This is a genomic window from Microbacterium laevaniformans (genome assembly GCF_016907555.1).
In the GTDB taxonomy this organism is placed as follows: Bacteria; Actinomycetota; Actinomycetes; order Actinomycetales; family Microbacteriaceae; genus Microbacterium; species Microbacterium laevaniformans.
The window spans coordinates 1,299,509-1,317,256 of record NZ_JAFBCE010000001.1 but is presented as its reverse complement, the minus strand read 5'-3'; the positions used below and the strand labels follow the sequence as shown (position 1 = coordinate 1,317,256).

The window sequence follows — 17,748 nt, the reverse complement described above, 5'->3', positions numbered from 1 at the left end:
AAGGTGTGTGCATGCTGTGCATCCGCCGTCGGCGGCCGAACGTCGCGGCTAGCCTGGAGCGATGAGTTCGCGCCTCGTCGCCCGTCGGCACGACTGGGTCGATCCGGCCGTCGTCTTCGCGACGATCCTCTGCGACGACGAGCATGCGTTCTGGCTGGATGCCGGGCCGGGTGCGACGACGGGATTCAGCTGGCTGGGCGTCGGCGCTCCCGGCGCAGGACCCCGCGACCTTCCTCTCGTGGCGGACGCTCAGCAGGCGGCGGCGGTGCCGGGTCCGCTGCAGGGCGGCTGGGTGGGGTGGTGGGGGTTCGATGCGGCGGCCGCGGCGGTCGGAGCGCCCGCGCGCATCGACGACGCCGACGGGCCGCAGGAGCTGTGGCTGCGGATCGAATGGTTCATCGTCTTCGACCACGCCGCCCGTGACGTGTGGATCGCCGCGCCCGCCGACCGCGGCGAGACCCTCGCCGACGCGGTGGAAAGCGCACGATCGTCGGCTGCGCGTGTGGCGTCGCGCCGCCCCGCCGCCGCACGCCAGGCGGTCCCCACCGCATCGGCCCGTCAGACGCCGAAGGAGTATCGGGCGCTCATCGCGCGATGCCGAGAGGCGATCCGCGCCGGCGACGCCTACCAGCTCTGCCTGACGACACGGTTCACGGTGGCGGCATCCACACCCTTCGATCCCGTCTCCACCTATCTCGCGCTGCGCGACGCGCTGCCCGCGCACCACGGTGGGATCATCCGCAGCGGCGACACCGCGTTGCTCAGTGCAAGCCCGGAGCGTTTCCTCGAGGTCGCCGACGGCGTGGTGCGCACACACCCGATCAAAGGGACCCGTCCGCGCGGCCGCGACGCCGACGATGACGCCGCGCTGCGTCGCGCGCTCGTCGACAGTGTGAAGGAGCGGGCCGAGAACGTCATGATCGTCGACCTGATGCGCAACGACCTGCAGCGGGTGTGCCGGCCGGGGACGGTCCGCGCCGAACGTCTGCTCGAGGTGGAGTCGTATACGGCGGTCCACCAGTTGGTCAGCACCGTCGCGGGCCAGCTCCTGCCGGACGCCACCCTCGGACACCTGCTGGACGCCGCCTTCCCTGCGGGGAGCATGACGGGGGCGCCGAAGCTGTCGGCGATGACGATCCTGTCCGCGCTGGAGGGGGCAGGCCGGGGTATCTACGCGGGGTGCTTCGGCTGGGTCGGCACGGACGGTCGCGCCGACCTGGCGATGACGATCCGATCGATCGTCCTTCGGCCGCAGGGGGCCTACGTCGGTGCCGGCGGCGGCATCACCTGGCTGTCCGACCCCGACGACGAAGTCGCCGAGGTCGGACTGAAGGCCCGCGGCCCGCTCGCCGCACTGGGTGCGGATCTGCCGCCGGGATGGTAGGGCGGGTCCGCTAACCTGGAAGGACGCCTGTCGTGCGTTCCCGAGCTTTCAGATTGGTCTTCCCCTTCCCATGAGCAGCCCCACAGACATCGCCACCGCCGCCGAGAACGGACCGTACGACGTGCACGCCGTGCAGGAGAAGTGGCAGCGCATCTGGGCCGAGAAGGACCCGTTCCGCGCCGGCGGCGAGGATGACACCCGCCCGCGCAAGTACGTGCTCGCGATGTTCCCCTACCCGTCTGGCGACCTGCACATGGGTCACGCGGAGAACTACCTCTACTCCGACATCGTCGCGCGCTTCTGGCGTCACCGCGGATACAACGTGCTCAACCCGATCGGATGGGACAGCTTCGGTCTGCCCGCCGAGAACGCCGCGATCAAGCGTGGTGTCGAGCCGCGCGGCTGGACGTACGGCAACATCGCGCAGCAGCGATCCAGCATGCAGCAGTACGGCGTCTCGTTCGACTGGTCGCGTGTGCTGCACACCTCCGACCCGGAGTACTACCGCTGGAACCAGTGGCTCTTCCAGCGGCTCTATGAGAAGGGACTCGCCTACCGCAAGGACGCGCTCGTCAACTGGGACCCGGTGGACCAGACCGTGCTCGCCAACGAGCAGGTGCTGCCCGACGGCACCTCGGAGCGCAGCGGCGCCGTGGTGGTCAAGAAGAAGCTCACCCAGTGGTTCTTCCGCATCACCGAGTACGCCGACCGCCTACTCGACGACCTGAACCAGCTCGAGGGTTTCTGGCCGCACAAGGTGCTGCAGATGCAGCGCAACTGGATCGGACGCTCCGTGGGCGCCGACATCGACTTCGAGATCGAGGGTCGCGCGGAGAAGATCACCGTGTTCTCGACGCGTCCCGACACGCTGTACGGCGCGACGTTCATGGTCGTCGCTCCGGACTCCGACCTCGCCGCGGAGCTCGTGGCCTCGGCATCCCCGGAGGCGCGCATGCGCTTCCAGGACTACCTCGACACCGTGCAGAAGACGAGCGAGATCGACCGGCAGACCGCCGACCGCCCGAAGACCGGCGTGTTCCTGGAGCGGTACGCGGTCAACCCGGTCACGGGGGAGCGGCTGCCCATCTGGGCCGCGGACTACGTTCTCGCCGGCTACGGCCACGGCGCCGTCATGGCGGTTCCCGCCCACGATCAGCGCGACCTCGACTTCGCCCGTGCGTTCGACCTGCCCGTCAAGGTGGTCGTCGACACGACAGCCCCCGTGACCGGCGCGATCCCTGTGATCGAACTGGATGACGAGGGCGTGCCGATCGATCCGGGTGCTCCGGGCATCGACGAGATCGACCCGGCCAAGACCGGCGTGGCGCTCACGGGCGACGGCCGGATGATGAACTCCGGCCCCCTCGACGGGCTGAGCAAGCGCAACGCCATCGCCCGGGCCATCGAGCAGCTCGAGGCCGCCGGAACCGGTCGCGCCGCGAAGACCTATCGCCTGCGAGACTGGCTCATCTCACGTCAGCGCTACTGGGGCACGCCGATCCCGATGGTGCACACCGCCGATGGGCGCATCGTGCCCGTGCCGGACGAGCAGCTGCCCGTCGAGCTGCCGGCCATGGAGGGCCTCGACCTGACGCCGAAGGGCTCCTCTCCGCTGGGCGCCGCGACCGGATGGGTCGAAACCGTCGACCCCGAGACGGGCGCGCCGGCCCTGCGCGACCCGGACACGATGGACACGTTCGTCGACAGCTCCTGGTACTTCCTGCGGTTCCTGTCACCGGGCGACACGACGAAGGCGTTCTCCTCGAAGGACGCCGACCGATGGGGTCCGGTGGACTTCTACATCGGCGGCGTCGAGCACGCCATCCTGCACCTGCTGTACGCGCGCTTCATCACGAAGGCGCTGTTCGACATGGGTCTCGTCGAGTTCACCGAGCCGTTCTCCCACCTCATCAACCAGGGCATGGTCATCCTGGACGGCGCCAAGATGAGCAAGAGCAAGGGCAACCTCGTGCTCTTCCAGGACGAGCTGAACGCCCACGGTGCCGACGCCCTGCGGGTCGCGCTCGCCTTCGCCGGTCCGGTGGAGGACGACAAGGACTGGAGCGATGTCTCGACGACGGGAGCCGCGAAGTTCCTGGCGCGCGCCTGGCGCATCGCGCAAGAGGTGACCAGCGCTCCGGACGTCGTGTGGGCCGAGGGAGACCAGGCGCTTCGCCGTGTCACCCATCGCCTGTGGGCCGACGCTCCCGCGCTGATCGAGCAGACCAAGTTCAACGTCGTCGTCGCCCGCCTCATGGAGCTCGTCAACGCCACCCGCAAGACGATCGACGGCCCCGCCGGGGCGGGGGATCCTGCTGTCCGCGAGGCCGCCGAGGCGATCGCGATGGTCCTCGACCTGTTCGCCCCGCACACCGCCGAGGAGATGTGGGAGCAGCTCGGTTACGAGCCGTTCGTCGGTCTCGCCACCTGGCGTCAGGCCGATCCGACGCTGCTGGTCGAGGAATCGGTCACCGCGGTCGTGCAGATCGACGGCAAGGTGCGCGGCACGCTGACGGTGCCGGCGCGCATCTCGGCCGACGAGCTGGAGGCGCTGGCGCGCGCGGACGAGAAGGTCGTGCGCTCACTCGCCGGACGCGAGATCGCGCGCGTCGTCGTCCGCGCTCCCAAGGTCGTCAGCTTCACCACCGCGTAGTCTCCTCCCCATGAGGGCGGCGCCCGCCGCTCGTCCACGGATGCCGCGCGGGCGCTGATCCCGGCGGTACGCCGATGGCACGGTGTGGAGGTGAGTCCGCCCGGCATCGATCACGCACCGCGCACCGCCGCCGACGCGCATCGCGCGCGTCGGCGGCGCGTCGGCACCGGTGCGGCCCTGGTGCTGGTGCTGGCCGCCGCGGCGATCGCGGTCGCGGTGGGACTCGTCCGCTCGGTGGCCACCGCCGACACGGGCGTCGCAGTGGCGCCCGTCGAGATCTCGGCCGCGGCGCTCTACGTGCACGTGTCGGGTGCCGTGGAGCGCCCCGGGCTCTACCGCCTGGACGGCGGAGCGCGCGTCGTCGATGTGGTCTCCGCGGCGGGCGGGTTCACGGACACCGCCGATCGCACGGCGGTCAATCTGGCGCGACCTCTCGTAGACGGCGAACAGGTGCAGGTGCCGGAGGTGGGGGAGGCGCCGTCCACCGGCGCACCCGTCAGCGGTGACGGACGCGTGAACCTCAACACCGCCGACGTCGCCGCCCTCGACGCGCTTCCGCGCGTCGGACCCGCGATCGCAGAGCGCATCATCGCGTGGCGCGAGGAGAACGGCGGGTTCACCAGCGTCGACGACCTGCTGTCGGTTCCCGGCATCGGCGAAAAGATGCTCGCCGGCCTCCGCGACCTGGTGACGGTGTGACCGCAACCGCAGCGACGACGCCTCAGCCGACGCGAGCCGGCCGGGGCGGCCGCTCCCTGCGACGCCGGGACGTGCGCCTCGTGCCCGTCGCCGCCGGTGCGTGGGTGACCGCCGGGGTCGTCACCGGCACGGCGGATGCCGCGGCATCCGCGGCCGCGCTGCTCTGGGCGAGCGCACTCGTGGTCGTCCTCGCGCTGGTGCACCGGCGGCGACGCTCCGCTGCGTTCCGGGCGGGACGCAGCGCTCCTGCGCTCGCCCTGGTCGCCATCGTCCTGGCCGTCGCGGCGGGGATCGCCTGGCACGTCGCCTCCGCGCTGCCTGCTCGCGGAGCCGTTGCGGCGGCGGAGATCGCCGGGGGACGTGCGCTGACGGTCGACGTCGTCGCGGTCGGCAAGATCGAACGCGGCGCGGCCGGCTGGCGATTCGACGCCGTGCTGCAGCGGCTCGCCTACGGAGAGACCACGATCACGACACCGGTGCCGGTGCTCGTACGCACCGGCGACGTCCCGCCGGGACTCGATCTCGGCGCCCGCGTGAGCCTGACCGGAACGGCATGGGCCGCGGGCCCCGGCGAACGGGCCGTCCTCGTCATCGACGCGTCCGCGACGCCGACGCTGATCGCCGCACCGACGGGAGTGTTCGCTCTCGCCTCGCTCCTGCGCCACGGACTGACCACCGTCACGACCGGGCTCCCCGATCCCGGGGGCGGCCTGATCGCGGGTCTCGCGGTCGGCGACACCTCGGGAGTGTCGGACGGGCTCGATGCGGCGATGAAGTCCTCTTCGCTGTCGCACCTCACCGCCGTGAGCGGAGCCAACTGCGCCCTGGTCGTCGGGATCGCCTTCGCTCTGGCGGCCCTGTGCGGAGCGCGCCGAGCCCTCCGGGTGATCGCGGGCCTCGGCACCCTCGTCGCGTTCGTGATCCTCGTCTCGCCGGAGCCGAGCGTCATCCGCGCGGCGACGATGGCCGCCATCGCCATGCTGGGCCTGATGCTGGGTCGCACCGGGGCGGGGCTCTCCTTGCTGACAGCGTCGGTCGTCCTCCTGCTTCTGCTCGACCCGTGGCTGTCGCGCTCGATCGGATTCGCCCTCTCAGTCGCCGCCACCGCCGCGCTTCTCGTCCTCGCCGGGCCCCTCGCGGATGGCCTCTCGCGGTGGATGCCGCGCACACTCGCCCTTTTCGTCGCCGTGCCGCTGTCCGCTCAGCTCGCGTGCGGCCCCATCATCGTGCTGATCTCGCCCCAGGTGTCGATCTACGGTGTGGCGGCGAACATGCTCGCCGCGCCGGCCGCGCCGGTGGGCACCGTTCTGGGGCTCGCCGCCTGCCTCTGCGCCGGCATCCCCCTCCTGGGTGCGGGGCTCGCGGCGCTCGCCTGGGTGCCGGCCGCCTGGATCGCCGCCACCGCCACGACACTCAGCACCCTGCCGGGCAGCGCGATCTGGTGGCCCGAGGGCGTCGGGGGCCTGGCCGCCCTGACCCTTGCCAGCGCGGCCGTGGTCGTCCTGCTGCTGCGCACACCGCGACCGGCTCGGGTCGCCGCGGTCGTGATCCTGGCCGTCACCGCGGTCGTCGTGGCCGCAACCGGCCCCGCCGCGCAGGTCGGTCTTCGCGCCCGCCTTCCCGTCGCCTGGTCGATCGCGGTGTGCGACGTCGGCCAGGGCGATGCGATCGCGATCCGCGCCGCCGGTCGCGTCGCGCTCGTGGATACCGGCCCCGATCCGCAGGCGCTCACGAGCTGTCTGGAGACGCTCGGTGTGGACCGGGTGGACCTTCTGGTCCTCACCCATTTCGACCACGACCACGACGGAGGAACGCGCGCGGTCGCCGGCCGCGTCGACACCGTTCTGCACGGCCCGACAGGAGCGCCCGACGACCAACGCACACTGGCCCGGTTGAGCGACGCGGGAGCCCACCTCGTCCGTGCTGACGCGGGGATGACCGGCACCCTCGGCGATGCCCGCTGGCGCGTGCTGTGGCCGCAGCCGCGCACCGCCGCAGGAAACGACGGCAGCGTCGTGATCGATATCGCCGGCCCGACCGTGCCTCCGATGCTGATGCTGGGTGACCTCTCTGCCGAGGGTCAGCGGCGCCTGATAGCGACAGCATCCCTGCGCGCCGCCTACACGGTCGTGAAGGTCTCGCACCACGGTAGCGCCGACCAGGAACCGCGGCTGTACGGACGACTCCGCGCCGCGGTGGCGCTGGTCTCGGTCGGAGCGAACACCTACGGACATCCGCGAAGCGAGACGCTCGCAATGCTCGAATCCTTGGGCGCGCGGCTGGCCCGCACCGACACGGAAGGTCTACTCATGCTGTGGACCGAGGCATCGAGCGTACGACTGTGGCACGAGAAGGGAGCTCCGTGAGCTGCCGCCGAGCGCTGCCTCGGTGTCGCGAGCCGTCGGTAGGCTGGTGTTCATGCCTTCCGCGCCGCGTCGTCCCGCCTCTCGTGGAGGCGCGCGCACCGCGTCGGCGATCCCGCAGATCTCCTGGCGGTCGCCGCAGCCGGCGCCCGTCGTGCTCGTCTCCGGGCCCGAGGACGTCTGCGCGGAGCGGGCGACCGCCGGCATCCGCGAGTTCCTTCGCGCGGAGGATGCGAGCCTGGAGGTCTCCGACCTGCGGGCCGACGACTACACCTCCGGAAGCCTGCTGACCCTCACGTCGCCGTCGCTGTTCGGCGAGCCGCGGCTCGTGCGCGTCGGAGGCGTCGAGAAGTGCTCCGACGCTTTCCTGACCGAGGCGCTCGCCTACATCGAGGCCCCCCAGGACGGCGCCACGGTGGTGCTCCGCCACACCGGTTCCAGCGTGCGCGGCAAGAAGCTGCTCGATGCGATCCGATCCGGTACCGGTGGCGGCATCGAGATCGCGTGCCCGGCCGTCAAGCGCGACTCCGACCGCTTCGACTTCGCAGCTGGGGAGTTCCAGACGGCGCGCAAGAAGATCGCGCCGGTTGCTCTCCGCGCGCTCGTGGGCGCATTCTCCGACGACCTCACCGAGCTCGCCGCGGCCTGCCAGCAGCTCATCTCCGACGTGCCCGGCGACATCACCGAGCAGATCGTCGAGCGGTATTACGGCGGCCGCGTGGAGACCTCGGCGTTCGCGGTCGCCGACACCGCCATCGCCGGCCGCTACGGCGATGCTCTTGTGGCTCTTCGCCACGCCCTCGCCAGCGGCGCCGATCCGGTGCCGCTCGTTGCCGCGATCGCCTCGAAGCTGCGAACGATGGCGCGCGTCGCCGGCATCCGAGAGTCGTCCGCGTCGCTCGCGGCTCGACTCGGCATGAAGGACTGGCAGGTCGATCGTGCCCGCCGTGACCTCACGGGGTGGAACGAGGCGAGCCTCGGCCTCGCCATCCAGGCGGCGGCGCGGGCGGATGCCGAAGTCAAAGGCGCCTCACGCGATCCCGTCTTCGCCGTGGAGCGCCTCATCACGATCATCGCCACCCGCGCCCCCTACGGCGCCTGAGCGCGGGGGATGCCGCATCCGTCACCCTGCGGCGCATCCGACCCCGCGCTCATCCGTCCCGTCTGGTCGCATCCGTCACGAACGAACGACCAGACAGGACCGACGAACACGCGCTCGCGCACACGCGTGCACCGTGCCCACCGACGACGAAGGCCCGCCGCCGCGGATGCGGGGACGGGCCTTCGTCGATATGGACGCGGCTCAGAGAGCGGCGACCTGCTTCGCGATCGACGACTTGCGGTTCGCGGCCTGGTTCTCGTGGATGACGCCCTTGCTCACGGCCTTGTCGAGCTTCTTGGACGCCTTCGCCAGCGCCTTCTCCGCGGCAGCCTTGTCACCGGCGGCGATGGCCTCGCGGGTGCGACGCACTTCGGTCTTCAGCTCGCTCTTGACGGCCTTGTTGCGCTCGCGCGCCTTCTCGTTGGTCTTGTTGCGCTTGATCTGCGACTTGATGTTCGCCACGTTCGACGGCTCTTTCGTTCGGTTTTCGATGGATGTGCCGGGGTAGCGGTAGAGGGACGCCTCCGGCGGCGTGCGGGGTGGGACCCACACGCAAGCCAATCACCGAGTCTATCAGGTCGCCGCGCGCCGCCCCCGCAATGCGGCCCGCGGCGCCAGGCGTGCGGCATGATCGGCTCGTTCGGCCTCATCGACGAGGCCCGCCGACGACGGAGTCGCCGTGACTGCCGCCTCGCCAGACCCGAGCACCCGGAACGCGCCCCGACGCGCCGGTGCCGCATGGTTCACACTGTTCACCCTCGCGTGGCTGGCGATCTGGACAGCCCAGCTGACCCCGCTGCCCGCTCGCCGGCGGAATGAGCGATCGCACCCGCGGCGCCTTCGGCAGGCGTCGTCCGTGGGCGCTCGGGGGAGTGGTACTGGGCGCCGTCTCGCTGATCGGCCTCGCGTTCGCCACGGGCCCGTGGGCGGTGGCGATGTCGTGGATCGGCGTCTCCGTCGGTGTCGCCGTCGCATCCGCAGCGTTCACCGCGATGATCGCCGACCAGCTCACCGAGCAGCGCGGCACCGCTTCCGCCTCGATCTCGTCCTCGCAGGCCCTCGGAGTCGTCGTCGGCGTGGGGGTTATCGTCCTTCTCGGCCTGGGCGTGATCGCGGGCTATCTCGTCCTCGGCGGCGTCCTGCTGATCGCGGGCGGCCTCGGCGCCCTGCTGCTGCCCGACCCGCCCGCACCCGCCGCTTCCGCCACCGCACGCACCCGTCTCTCCGCCGCGGAGCGCTTCGCTGCCTTCCGGGACCGCGATTTCGCGTGGATGCTGTGGGGGCGTCTCGTCGTCAACATCGGCAACGCCCTCGGTACCGGCCTGCTGCTGTTCTTCCTCCTCTACGGGCTGCACCGCGACCCGGCCGACGCACAGGACGAACTGCTGCTGCTCATCGTCGTCTACACCGTCTTCGTCGTCGCGGCATCCGTCGTCGCCGGGGCGGTCTCGGATCGCACCGGACGCCGCCGCGGCATGACGGTCGCCGCCGCCCTCGTGCAGGGCGGTGCCGCCGTGTTGCTGGCGGCGTTCCCCTCGTTCGAGCTCGCCCTGGTCGCGGCCGCGCTGCTGGGCGTCGGGTACGGCGCATACATGGCCGTCGGGCTCGCGCTCGGCACCGACCTCCTGCCGTTTCCGGAGGACAGCGCTCGCGACTTGGGCTTCGTCACCGTCGCAGCGAGCCTGGGTCAGTTGCTCGGGCCGCTGGTCGGTGCCGGCCTGGTCGCCGCCGTCGGGGGGTTCTGGCTGCTGTTCCTGGGCAGCGCCGTGCTGTCGGTGGTCGGCGGACTCATGACCCTGATGGTGCGGGCGGTGAGGCGGCATCCATCGTCGCCAGCGCCACGTCGATCACGGCGTTGAAGACTCGTGGGCGCATCGCCGTGACCAGGTGCGAGGTACGTGGCACCACGATGAGCTCCGCGGCGGGCACCAGAGACGTGAACAGCTTCTCGTTGATGCGCAACTGATCGAACTGCCCGTTCACGAACCACGTCGGCACCGCGATGCGACGCAGCGCGGCGAGCAGGTCGAGCACCGACAGGCTGCGCAGCGCGGTGTCCTGCGCGTCATACGCATACCCACCGGCGCCGAAGTCGGCCCGCGTCTCGACGGGCAGCGTGCGATCGAGCACCCACTCGGCGATCGGTGCGCCGCGGCGGGGAAGCCGATCGAAGCCGCGAGCGAGCGTGCGATAGGTCTGCAGCGCCACACCGCGCGGGATCGCGGTGCAGGATGCCGCGATGAACGCGTCGACCGGCGGGCGATCCGCACCGCCGACGTACTCGAGGGACACGAGACCACCCATCGAATGGCCGACGAGCAGCACGCGACCTCGTTCAGCGGCGTCGCGCACGGCTCGGTCGATCGTCCCGAATGCGCCCTCGAGCGTGAAGGGCTCGCCCATCCGCGCACCGTGGCCCGGGAGGTCGAGGGCGACCGCGTCGATGCCGCGGCCACGCAGATGCTCGACCTGCGCGCGCCACATCGTCGCCGAGGTACGGATGCCGTGCACCATCACCACCGTCGTCGCCATGGTCTTCAGCCTAAGCAGTGGGCGCGGCCCGGGATCCGACCTGCGCGCAGACACGCACGAGGCCCCGGACACCCGCCGAAGCGGGGCCGGGGCCTCGGGTGCAAGCGATCAGCCCATGAGGCTCCGACGACGACGTGTCATCGCGAGCAGCAGGCCGGCCGCGAGCAAGAACGCTCCGCCGAGCGCGAGGCCCCAGGGGAGCTCGGCGCCCGTGGTGGCGAGGGTGCCCTCACCGACCACCTGCAGCGGAAGGTTCAGCACGACCCGTCCGTCGGCACCCAACACGATGAGGTGGTGGGTTCCGAGCGGCAGCGACTGCGGAACGTTCACCGTGAAGGTGACGCGACCGTTCGCATCGGCGGCGGGGATGCCCGTGATCACGATCGGGTCGCTGTTCAGCGTGGCCACGACCTGCTCGAAGGCGCCGAGGCCGGTCAGGGTCACGGTGAACGAAGACCCGCGCTCGATCCGCCCGTCCGCAGACAGGCCCGTGCTCGACGCACCCACCGTCACCCCGCCGGTTGCCGGCAGCGTGCTCGTCGGAGAGGGCGATGGCGCGCCGGTCGGCGACGCGGTCGGCGTTGCCGTCGGAGTCGCGGTCGGAGTCGGCGACGGGGTGGTGTCGCTGACCAGGACGGCGCGCCCCACCGACGACGGGGCGATCGGCTTGATCGCCTTCGCGTACGCAAGGGTCGCGTCGAGGTCGACCTGACCGGTGTCGGTGCGGTTCGTCCCCTGGGCGAACGGCGTGAAGCCGTCTCCGCCGTTGGCAAGGAACGAGTTCGTCACCACCGTGAAGGTGTCGGCGTCGGTGATCTTCTTTCCGTCCAGCGACATCGACACGATGTGTCCCGACCGCGAGGCCGTCTGACCGGCGGGCGGCGCATCCTCGGTGTACTCGTAGGTGAACCCCTTCGAGACACCCAGGTGCAGCTTGGGACGGTCGCCCGTCGCCTGCCACTGGCGCGTCAGGATGTCCTTCAGCTGGGCACCCGTGAGCGTCACCGTGACGAGCGTGTTGGCGAAGGGCTGCACGTCGGCGAGCTGCTTGTAGGTGACGGTGCCGTCACCCGTGTATCGCAGGTCGGCGCGCAAACCGCCCGGGTTCATCAGCGCGATCTGCGCCTTCGTGCCCGCGTAGGCCGGGTTGGTGCTGGTGGCCCAGAGATAGATGTCGGCGACGGTGTTGCCCATGGTCGACTCGACTCCACGGTCCGACCCGCTCGTGCCGCCACGCAGGATGTCAGCCGTGATGACGCCCACCGGCTTGGAACCGATCGTGCTGGCCTGCGCGGTGAAGGCGGCGACCATCGAGGCGACCGCCGCGTCGGCCGGGTAGGCCTTGGCGAGCGTCTGCGTGGATCCGGTCGCCGACACCAGCTCGTGAGCGTCGGTGTCGTACGTCAGCGAGAGCTGGCCGAGCGCCTTGCCGTACTCGGACGCCTGGATGACGGGACGCAGCTTTCCGGTGGAGCCCACCTGCACGTTGCACGCGTAGGTCTGGTGGGTGTGGGCCGAAACGATGGCGTCGATGTGGGCCGACGCTCCGCGGATGAGGGTGCCGAAGTCCGACGGGTCGGTGGCGACCGCATCGCACTGGTTCGACACCGACGATCCGGAGTGCGTGAGCAGCACGGTCACATCGGCGAGGTCGCCTGCGGCGATCTTGTCGGCGACGCGGTTGGCCGCTTCGAGCTGGTCGCCGAAGTCGATGTCCTTGATGCCCTGCGGATCGACCATGCGTGCCGTGTCGGTGGTGACCGTGCCGATGAACGCGACGCGCACGCCGTCGAGCGTCTTCACGGTGTACTCCGGCAGCGCCGGCGTCTTCGTGCCCCTCACGTACACGTTGGCACCGAGCGTGTACGGCGAGCCCGCCGTGATCTGCTCCGGTGTCGCCTTCGACGGGTCGGCGTTGCCACCGAAGCGCGGAAGCACCCGGTTCTTCAGGTCTGCGAAACCACGGTCGAACTCGTGGTTACCGACGGCCGACACCTCCAGCCCCGCGGCCTTCAGCGCGTCGATGGTCGGGCTGTCCTGCTGGATCAGCGAAGTGAAGGTCGACGCCCCGATGTTGTCGCCGGCCGAGACCAGCAACGTGTTCGGGTTCTTCGCCTTCTTGGCCGCGACCGCTCCGGCGAGCACGGCCGCTCCGGCCTCGCCCTGGCTGCCGGGCTCGATGCGACCGTGGAAGTCGTTGATCGTCAGGATGTCGATCGTCCTCGGAGCGCTCTTACGGGCCGACAGACCGACCTTTAGCGGATCGTGATCGCTGGAGCGGTACGGGCCGTCCTGCCAGAACAGCGTGCCGTGGTTGTTGTAGCGGCTGTACTCCAGCGCCACCGACTCCCCGGAGTTGATGTTCCAGACGTCGCCGCCCGTGACGCGCTTCCATGCCGCGCCGTTCAGCAGCACGTGGTCGAGTGAGCCCGAGAGGCCGTCGAACGAGTACGTGGACCGGCCCACCTTCAGCGCCGACTCGGCATCCGTGTAACCCGCGTCGTAGAGGACCTTCAGCGGGTCCTCCTGGGTGTAGGAGTTGAAGTCGCCAACGAGCACCGCCGCTTCTCCGTTCGCGGTGAGGGAAGAGACCCAGTCGCGCAGCGCGCTGGCCTGCGCGACCCGGGCCGGGTTCCACGCCCCCTGTCCGTCCTTCTGGTCGGCCTGCGCGCCGCTGGCTCCGCTGGAACCCTTGGACTTGAAGTGGTTCACGACGAAGAGGAACGACTCGCCGCCGCCCGCGGGCGCGAACTTCTGCGCGATCGGCTCGCGCGCGTTGTCGAAGGCCTGTCCGGATCCCGACTGCGTCCCGAGTGCCAGAGCCTCGCCGACGGGTGCGACGCGGGCGGGCTGATAGATGATCGCGTTGCGGATGACGTCCTGCTGCGACGCATCAGGCAGCTGTGCGGATGCCGGGACGTGGGCCCACTTCTCGCTTCCCGCAGCGGCGTTGAGCGCCGCGACGAGGGTCGAGACGGCCTTGTCCGGTGTCGCCGGCGTGGACTTGGCCGAGTTCTCGATCTCCATGAGACCGACCACCGAGGCGTCCAGCGTGTTGATGGCCGAGACGATCTTCGACTGCTGGCGGGCGAGGTCCGCCGCACCCCACGCGCCGCGCAGGTCGCAGCCGCCGCGCACGTTCGTGCCGACGCCGGCGCGGTCGCTGTAGGGCTGGCAGGACGCATCGGACGAGCCGAGCGTCGTGAAGTAGTTGAGCACGTTGAACGAACCCACGCTGAGGTCGCCGCCGACCGAGGCGGGAGCCGCGATGCGCGGGTTGGTGAAGCTCGCCTGCCCCTGCGTCTTGCCATCGCCGGCGAGGAAGGACACCGGGTTCAGCTTCCACGTGTTGTTGCGGTAATCGAGCACGAACGCGCCGCTCAACGATGCGGTGCCGCCGACGACGACCGGCTTGTCGAGCGAGACGTAGGCCGGAGTCAGGTCTCCGTTCAGGAGCGCACCGGTGCCGTTGTTGGCGCGCGCGGCATAGTCGAGCGAACCGCCGTCGTCGAGGACGACGCCGCGGGCAACGTTGTCCGCCGCGGCCGCGGCGGCCTCGGCGCTGCCGGGGCGGGCGACGTCCGTCGGCTGACGGAGCACGCCGCTGCCGGCGGCAAGACCCACTTCGCCATAGCGGTTGGTGTTGTTGGTGTTGGTCACCGTGAAGGTGCCGGTGACGCTCACGAGCATCGACTCGAGGCTCTCGCGCTGGGCGATCGAGGCCGGCCACGTCGTGAGCACGACGGGCTTCGGGGCCGCAGCCGCGTCGATCTTGCGAGCCGCGCCCGTGTCGACCGCGAGCTGGGTGAGGCCGTTGAACTCGGACACCTTGCCGGTGACGCGGACAGTGTCTCCGAGCGCGACCTCGTTGGCGACGGCCGGGGTCTTCGCGTAGACAAAGATAGCGTCGGATGCCGTGTGGGCGCTCAGATCGATCGCGCCGCCGGTCCCGGGCGTCTGGATGACGTAGCCGTTGTAGCCGCCGGTCGCATACTGAGCGGTGACGACGCCTTCGGTCGTGACGGTCTGGCCGTTCAGCGGGGTGCTGTCGCCGGAGCCTTGGATCGCCGCGATCGGTGTGATCGTCTCGGTCCCGGGGGTTCCCGTCGAGGTCGGCTGCGGCGTCGGGGTGGACGTCGTCGTGGGCTCGGGAGAGGGAGACGCGGTGCCGGTCGGCGCGGGCGTCGGCTCCGTGCCCGCACCGGAGTTCTGCGGAGTGGGGGCACCCACGGCGAAGTCCGCGCTGTTGACGGCGGTGTTGGTGTGCGACGCGTCGCGCGAGATGCTCGTCGGGTTCTCGGTGCCGGGTGCGGGCGAGCCGGCCGCGGGTGTCGCGGACGAACCCCAGGCCACGTAGTCGACGACGTCGGCGTCGCTCGGTCCGGTCACGATGGTCTCATTCGAGACGAGGGCCACCTTGCCGGTCGTCCCGCTCAGCGCGAGCGAGCCGACGGCATCCGGTGTCGGAAGGGGCGTCGTCCCGCCTTGCCCCTTCGCCTCCTGGACGAGGAAGGTGCGTCCGGCGGCGATGGTGCCGCTGAGGGGCTGCGCCGAGAACTTCTTGTCGCCGCCTGCTGCGGCGTACTGCAGCGTCCAGCCGTCGAGGCTGACCGGCGCCGACGAGACGTTCACGAGCTCGACGAAGTCGTGGGTGTAGGTGGCACCGGAGTTGCCGCCCCCGCCGTACACCTCGTTGATCAGCACGGCGGCGTTCGGCGAGACGGCCGCCTGCGCCGGAATGGTCGCGAATCCCGCGCCGCTGAGGGCGAGGGCTCCGGCGGTGATGGTGGCGACGATCGCGCGCCTGTTCCGCCTCTCGGCGGTGGGACGCGTGGCGTCCCGTGTCGGATCTGACACGTGTTCTCCCTGGTTTCGCATGCAACAGCGGACAGCCGCATACACGGCGGTCCTCTTCGGTGATTGAGTGCCGATGATGAGGTGGCTGTGAGACGAAAAGGTTTCACCGAAGTGAACGCCGCACGACATCCGGTCCCATCGAACGTGAGATCGAGCTTCCGTGGCGCGGATCGCGGCGGCAAGAGAAGGGGCGGTTAACTCTTTCTCATCCTGCGCGGCCCTGGCGCGTCGCGCGAAGGGGACGCTACAGTCCCGCGCGCAGCGGCGCGGGGGCGCCGCCGCAGACGCCGGTAGACTGCTCGGGACATGTCACCCCGCGCCCTGAAGCCTCTCGAGCCGTCTGCGACCCCTCCAGAGCTGATCCGCAATTTCTGCATCATCGCCCACATCGACCACGGCAAGTCCACGCTGGCCGACCGCATGCTGCAGATCACCGGCGTGGTCTCGGACCGCGATATGCGTGCGCAGTACCTCGACCGTATGGACATCGAGCGCGAGCGCGGCATCACGATCAAGTCGCAGGCCGTCCGCATGCCGTGGGCGACGACCGACGGCACCTTCGCACTGAACATGATCGACACGCCCGGCCACGTCGACTTCACGTACGAGGTCTCGCGCTCGCTCGCCGCCTGCGAGGGCGCCATCCTTCTCGTGGATGCCGCGCAGGGCATCGAGGCGCAGACCCTCGCGAACCTGTACCTGGCGCTGGAGAACGACCTTCAGATCATTCCGGTGCTCAACAAGATCGATCTGCCCGCCGCCGATCCGGAGAAGTACGCCGCGGAGCTTGCGAACCTCATCGGCGGCGACCCCGCCGACGTGCTGCGGGTCTCGGGCAAGACGGGCATGGGGGTGGAGGGGCTGCTCGACCGCATCGTCGAGCGCATCCCCGCGCCGGTCGGCGACGCCGACGCCCCGGCGCGCGCCATGATCTTCGACTCCGTCTACGACGCGTACCGCGGCGTCGTGACATACGTCCGCATGGTCGACGGCAAACTCGAGCCGCGCGAGCGCATTCAGATGATGTCCACGCGCGCGACGCACGACCTGCTCGAGATCGGTGTCTCCAGCCCCGAGCCGGTCCCGACCCGGGGCCTCGGAGTCGGCGAAGTGGGCTACCTGATCACCGGCGTGAAGGACGTGCGCCAGTCGAAGGTCGGCGACACGATCACCAACCACCGCAAGCCCGCGAGCGAAGCACTGGCCGGCTACACCGACCCCAAGCCGATGGTGTTCAGCGGGATCTACCCGATCGACGGCAGCGACTACGCCGACCTGCGTGAGGCGCTGGACAAGTTGAAGCTGTCCGACGCCTCGCTGCAGTACGAGCCGGAGACCTCCGTCGCCCTGGGCTTCGGATTCCGCTGCGGGTTCCTGGGCCTGCTGCACCTGGAGATCATCACGGAGCGCCTGTCGCGCGAGTTCGGCCTCGACCTCATCACCACGGCACCCTCGGTGACGTACGAGGTCACGACCGACACGGGCGAGTCGGTCACGGTCACCAACCCGAGCGAGTACCCCGACGGCCGCGTCGCGAGTGTCTCCGAGCCGGTCGTCAAGGTCGGCATCCTGTTGCCCAAGGACTACGTCGGCACGGTGATGGAGCTCTGCCAACAGCGCCGCGGAACGCTCCTCGGCATGGACTACCTCAGTGAGGACCGTGTCGAGCTGCGCTACAACATGCCGCTCGGCGAGATCGTCTTCGACTTCTTCGACCAACTGAAGTCCAAGACCCAGGGCTACGCGAGCCTCGACTACGAGCCTGCCGGATCCCAGGAGGCCGATCTCGTGAAGGTCGACATCCTGCTGCAAGGTGAGAAGGTCGACGCGTTCAGCTCGATCGTCCACCGAGAGAAGGCGTACGCGTACGGCACCCTCATGACCGAACGCCTGCGCAAACTCATCCCGCGCCAGCAGTTCGAGGTGCCCATCCAGGCCGCCATCGGCGCACGCATCATCGCGCGCGAGAACATCCGCGCCATCCGCAAGGACGTGCTCGCCAAGTGCTACGGCGGCGACATCACCCGCAAGCGCAAGCTGCTGGAGAAGCAGAAGGAGGGCAAGAAGCGCATGAAGATGGTCGGTCGCGTCGAGGTGCCCCAGGAAGCCTTCATCGCCGCGCTCTCCGGCGACGTCGAGGGCAAGGACAAGAAGTAAG

At 70.2% G+C, this 17,748-nt stretch carries 10 protein-coding genes; 7 read left to right on the top strand and 3 right to left on the bottom strand.

The annotated features are described in order from the left end of the window. Positions 1-61 precede the first annotated feature (61 nt). The 5 genes from JOE53_RS06140 to holA all read left to right on the top strand — a co-directional run bounded on the left by JOE53_RS06140 (position 62) and on the right by holA (position 8,201). A complete protein-coding gene (locus JOE53_RS06140) occupies positions 62-1,384 on the top strand; it encodes an anthranilate synthase component I family protein (RefSeq protein ID WP_204947113.1) in 1,323 nt (440 codons plus the stop codon). Between the two features lie 70 nt (positions 1,385-1,454). Then, positions 1,455-4,037 (top strand): leucine--tRNA ligase, encoded by a 2,583-nt coding sequence (gene leuS / locus JOE53_RS06135; RefSeq protein WP_204947112.1) that lies wholly within the window; start codon positions 1,455-1,457, stop codon positions 4,035-4,037. Between the two features lie 84 nt (positions 4,038-4,121). Then, on the top strand, positions 4,122-4,736 hold the full coding sequence (locus JOE53_RS06130) for a ComEA family DNA-binding protein (RefSeq protein WP_204947111.1): 615 nt from the start codon (positions 4,122-4,124) through the stop codon (positions 4,734-4,736). Continuing rightward, the gene (locus tag JOE53_RS06125) at positions 4,733-7,102 is read left to right on the top strand and encodes a ComEC/Rec2 family competence protein (RefSeq protein WP_204947109.1); all 2,370 of its coding nucleotides are present in this window, start codon (positions 4,733-4,735) and stop codon (positions 7,100-7,102) included. Before JOE53_RS06130 ends, JOE53_RS06125 begins: the two co-directional genes overlap by 4 nt. Positions 7,103-7,154: 52 nt before the next feature. Next, complete coding sequence (gene holA, locus JOE53_RS06120; protein ID WP_204947107.1) at positions 7,155-8,201, top strand: DNA polymerase III subunit delta; 1,047 nt, start codon at positions 7,155-7,157, stop codon at positions 8,199-8,201. Positions 8,202-8,402: 201 nt separating this feature from the next. Here the strand turns inward: holA and rpsT are convergent, their stop codons facing one another. After that, a complete protein-coding gene (gene rpsT / locus JOE53_RS06115; protein WP_036285140.1) occupies positions 8,403-8,663 on the bottom strand; it encodes a 30S ribosomal protein S20 in 261 nt (86 codons plus the stop codon). A gap of 353 nt (positions 8,664-9,016) precedes the next feature. On the opposite strand from rpsT, the gene JOE53_RS06110 reads away from it, so the two are divergent. After that, a complete protein-coding gene (locus JOE53_RS06110) occupies positions 9,017-10,060 on the top strand; it encodes an MFS transporter (protein WP_233449497.1) in 1,044 nt (347 codons plus the stop codon). On the opposite strand, the gene JOE53_RS06105 is transcribed toward JOE53_RS06110, so the two are convergent. Then, on the bottom strand, positions 9,990-10,733 hold the full coding sequence (locus JOE53_RS06105; protein ID WP_204947106.1) for an alpha/beta fold hydrolase: 744 nt from the start codon (positions 10,731-10,733) through the stop codon (positions 9,990-9,992). The two genes, JOE53_RS06110 and JOE53_RS06105, sit on opposite strands and share 71 nt — an antisense overlap. 108 nt (positions 10,734-10,841) lie before the next feature. Next, on the bottom strand, positions 10,842-15,590 hold the full coding sequence (locus tag JOE53_RS06100; RefSeq protein ID WP_204947105.1) for an ExeM/NucH family extracellular endonuclease: 4,749 nt from the start codon (positions 15,588-15,590) through the stop codon (positions 10,842-10,844). Between the two features lie 306 nt (positions 15,591-15,896). Here JOE53_RS06100 and lepA point away from each other — a divergent pair, with 306 nt between their 5' ends. Beyond that, positions 15,897-17,747 carry a translation elongation factor 4 gene (gene lepA, locus JOE53_RS06095; protein WP_061683199.1) on the top strand — a complete coding sequence of 617 codons (1,851 nt, stop codon included), beginning with the start codon at positions 15,897-15,899 and terminating at the stop codon, positions 17,745-17,747. Position 17,748: the final 1 nt, after the last annotated feature.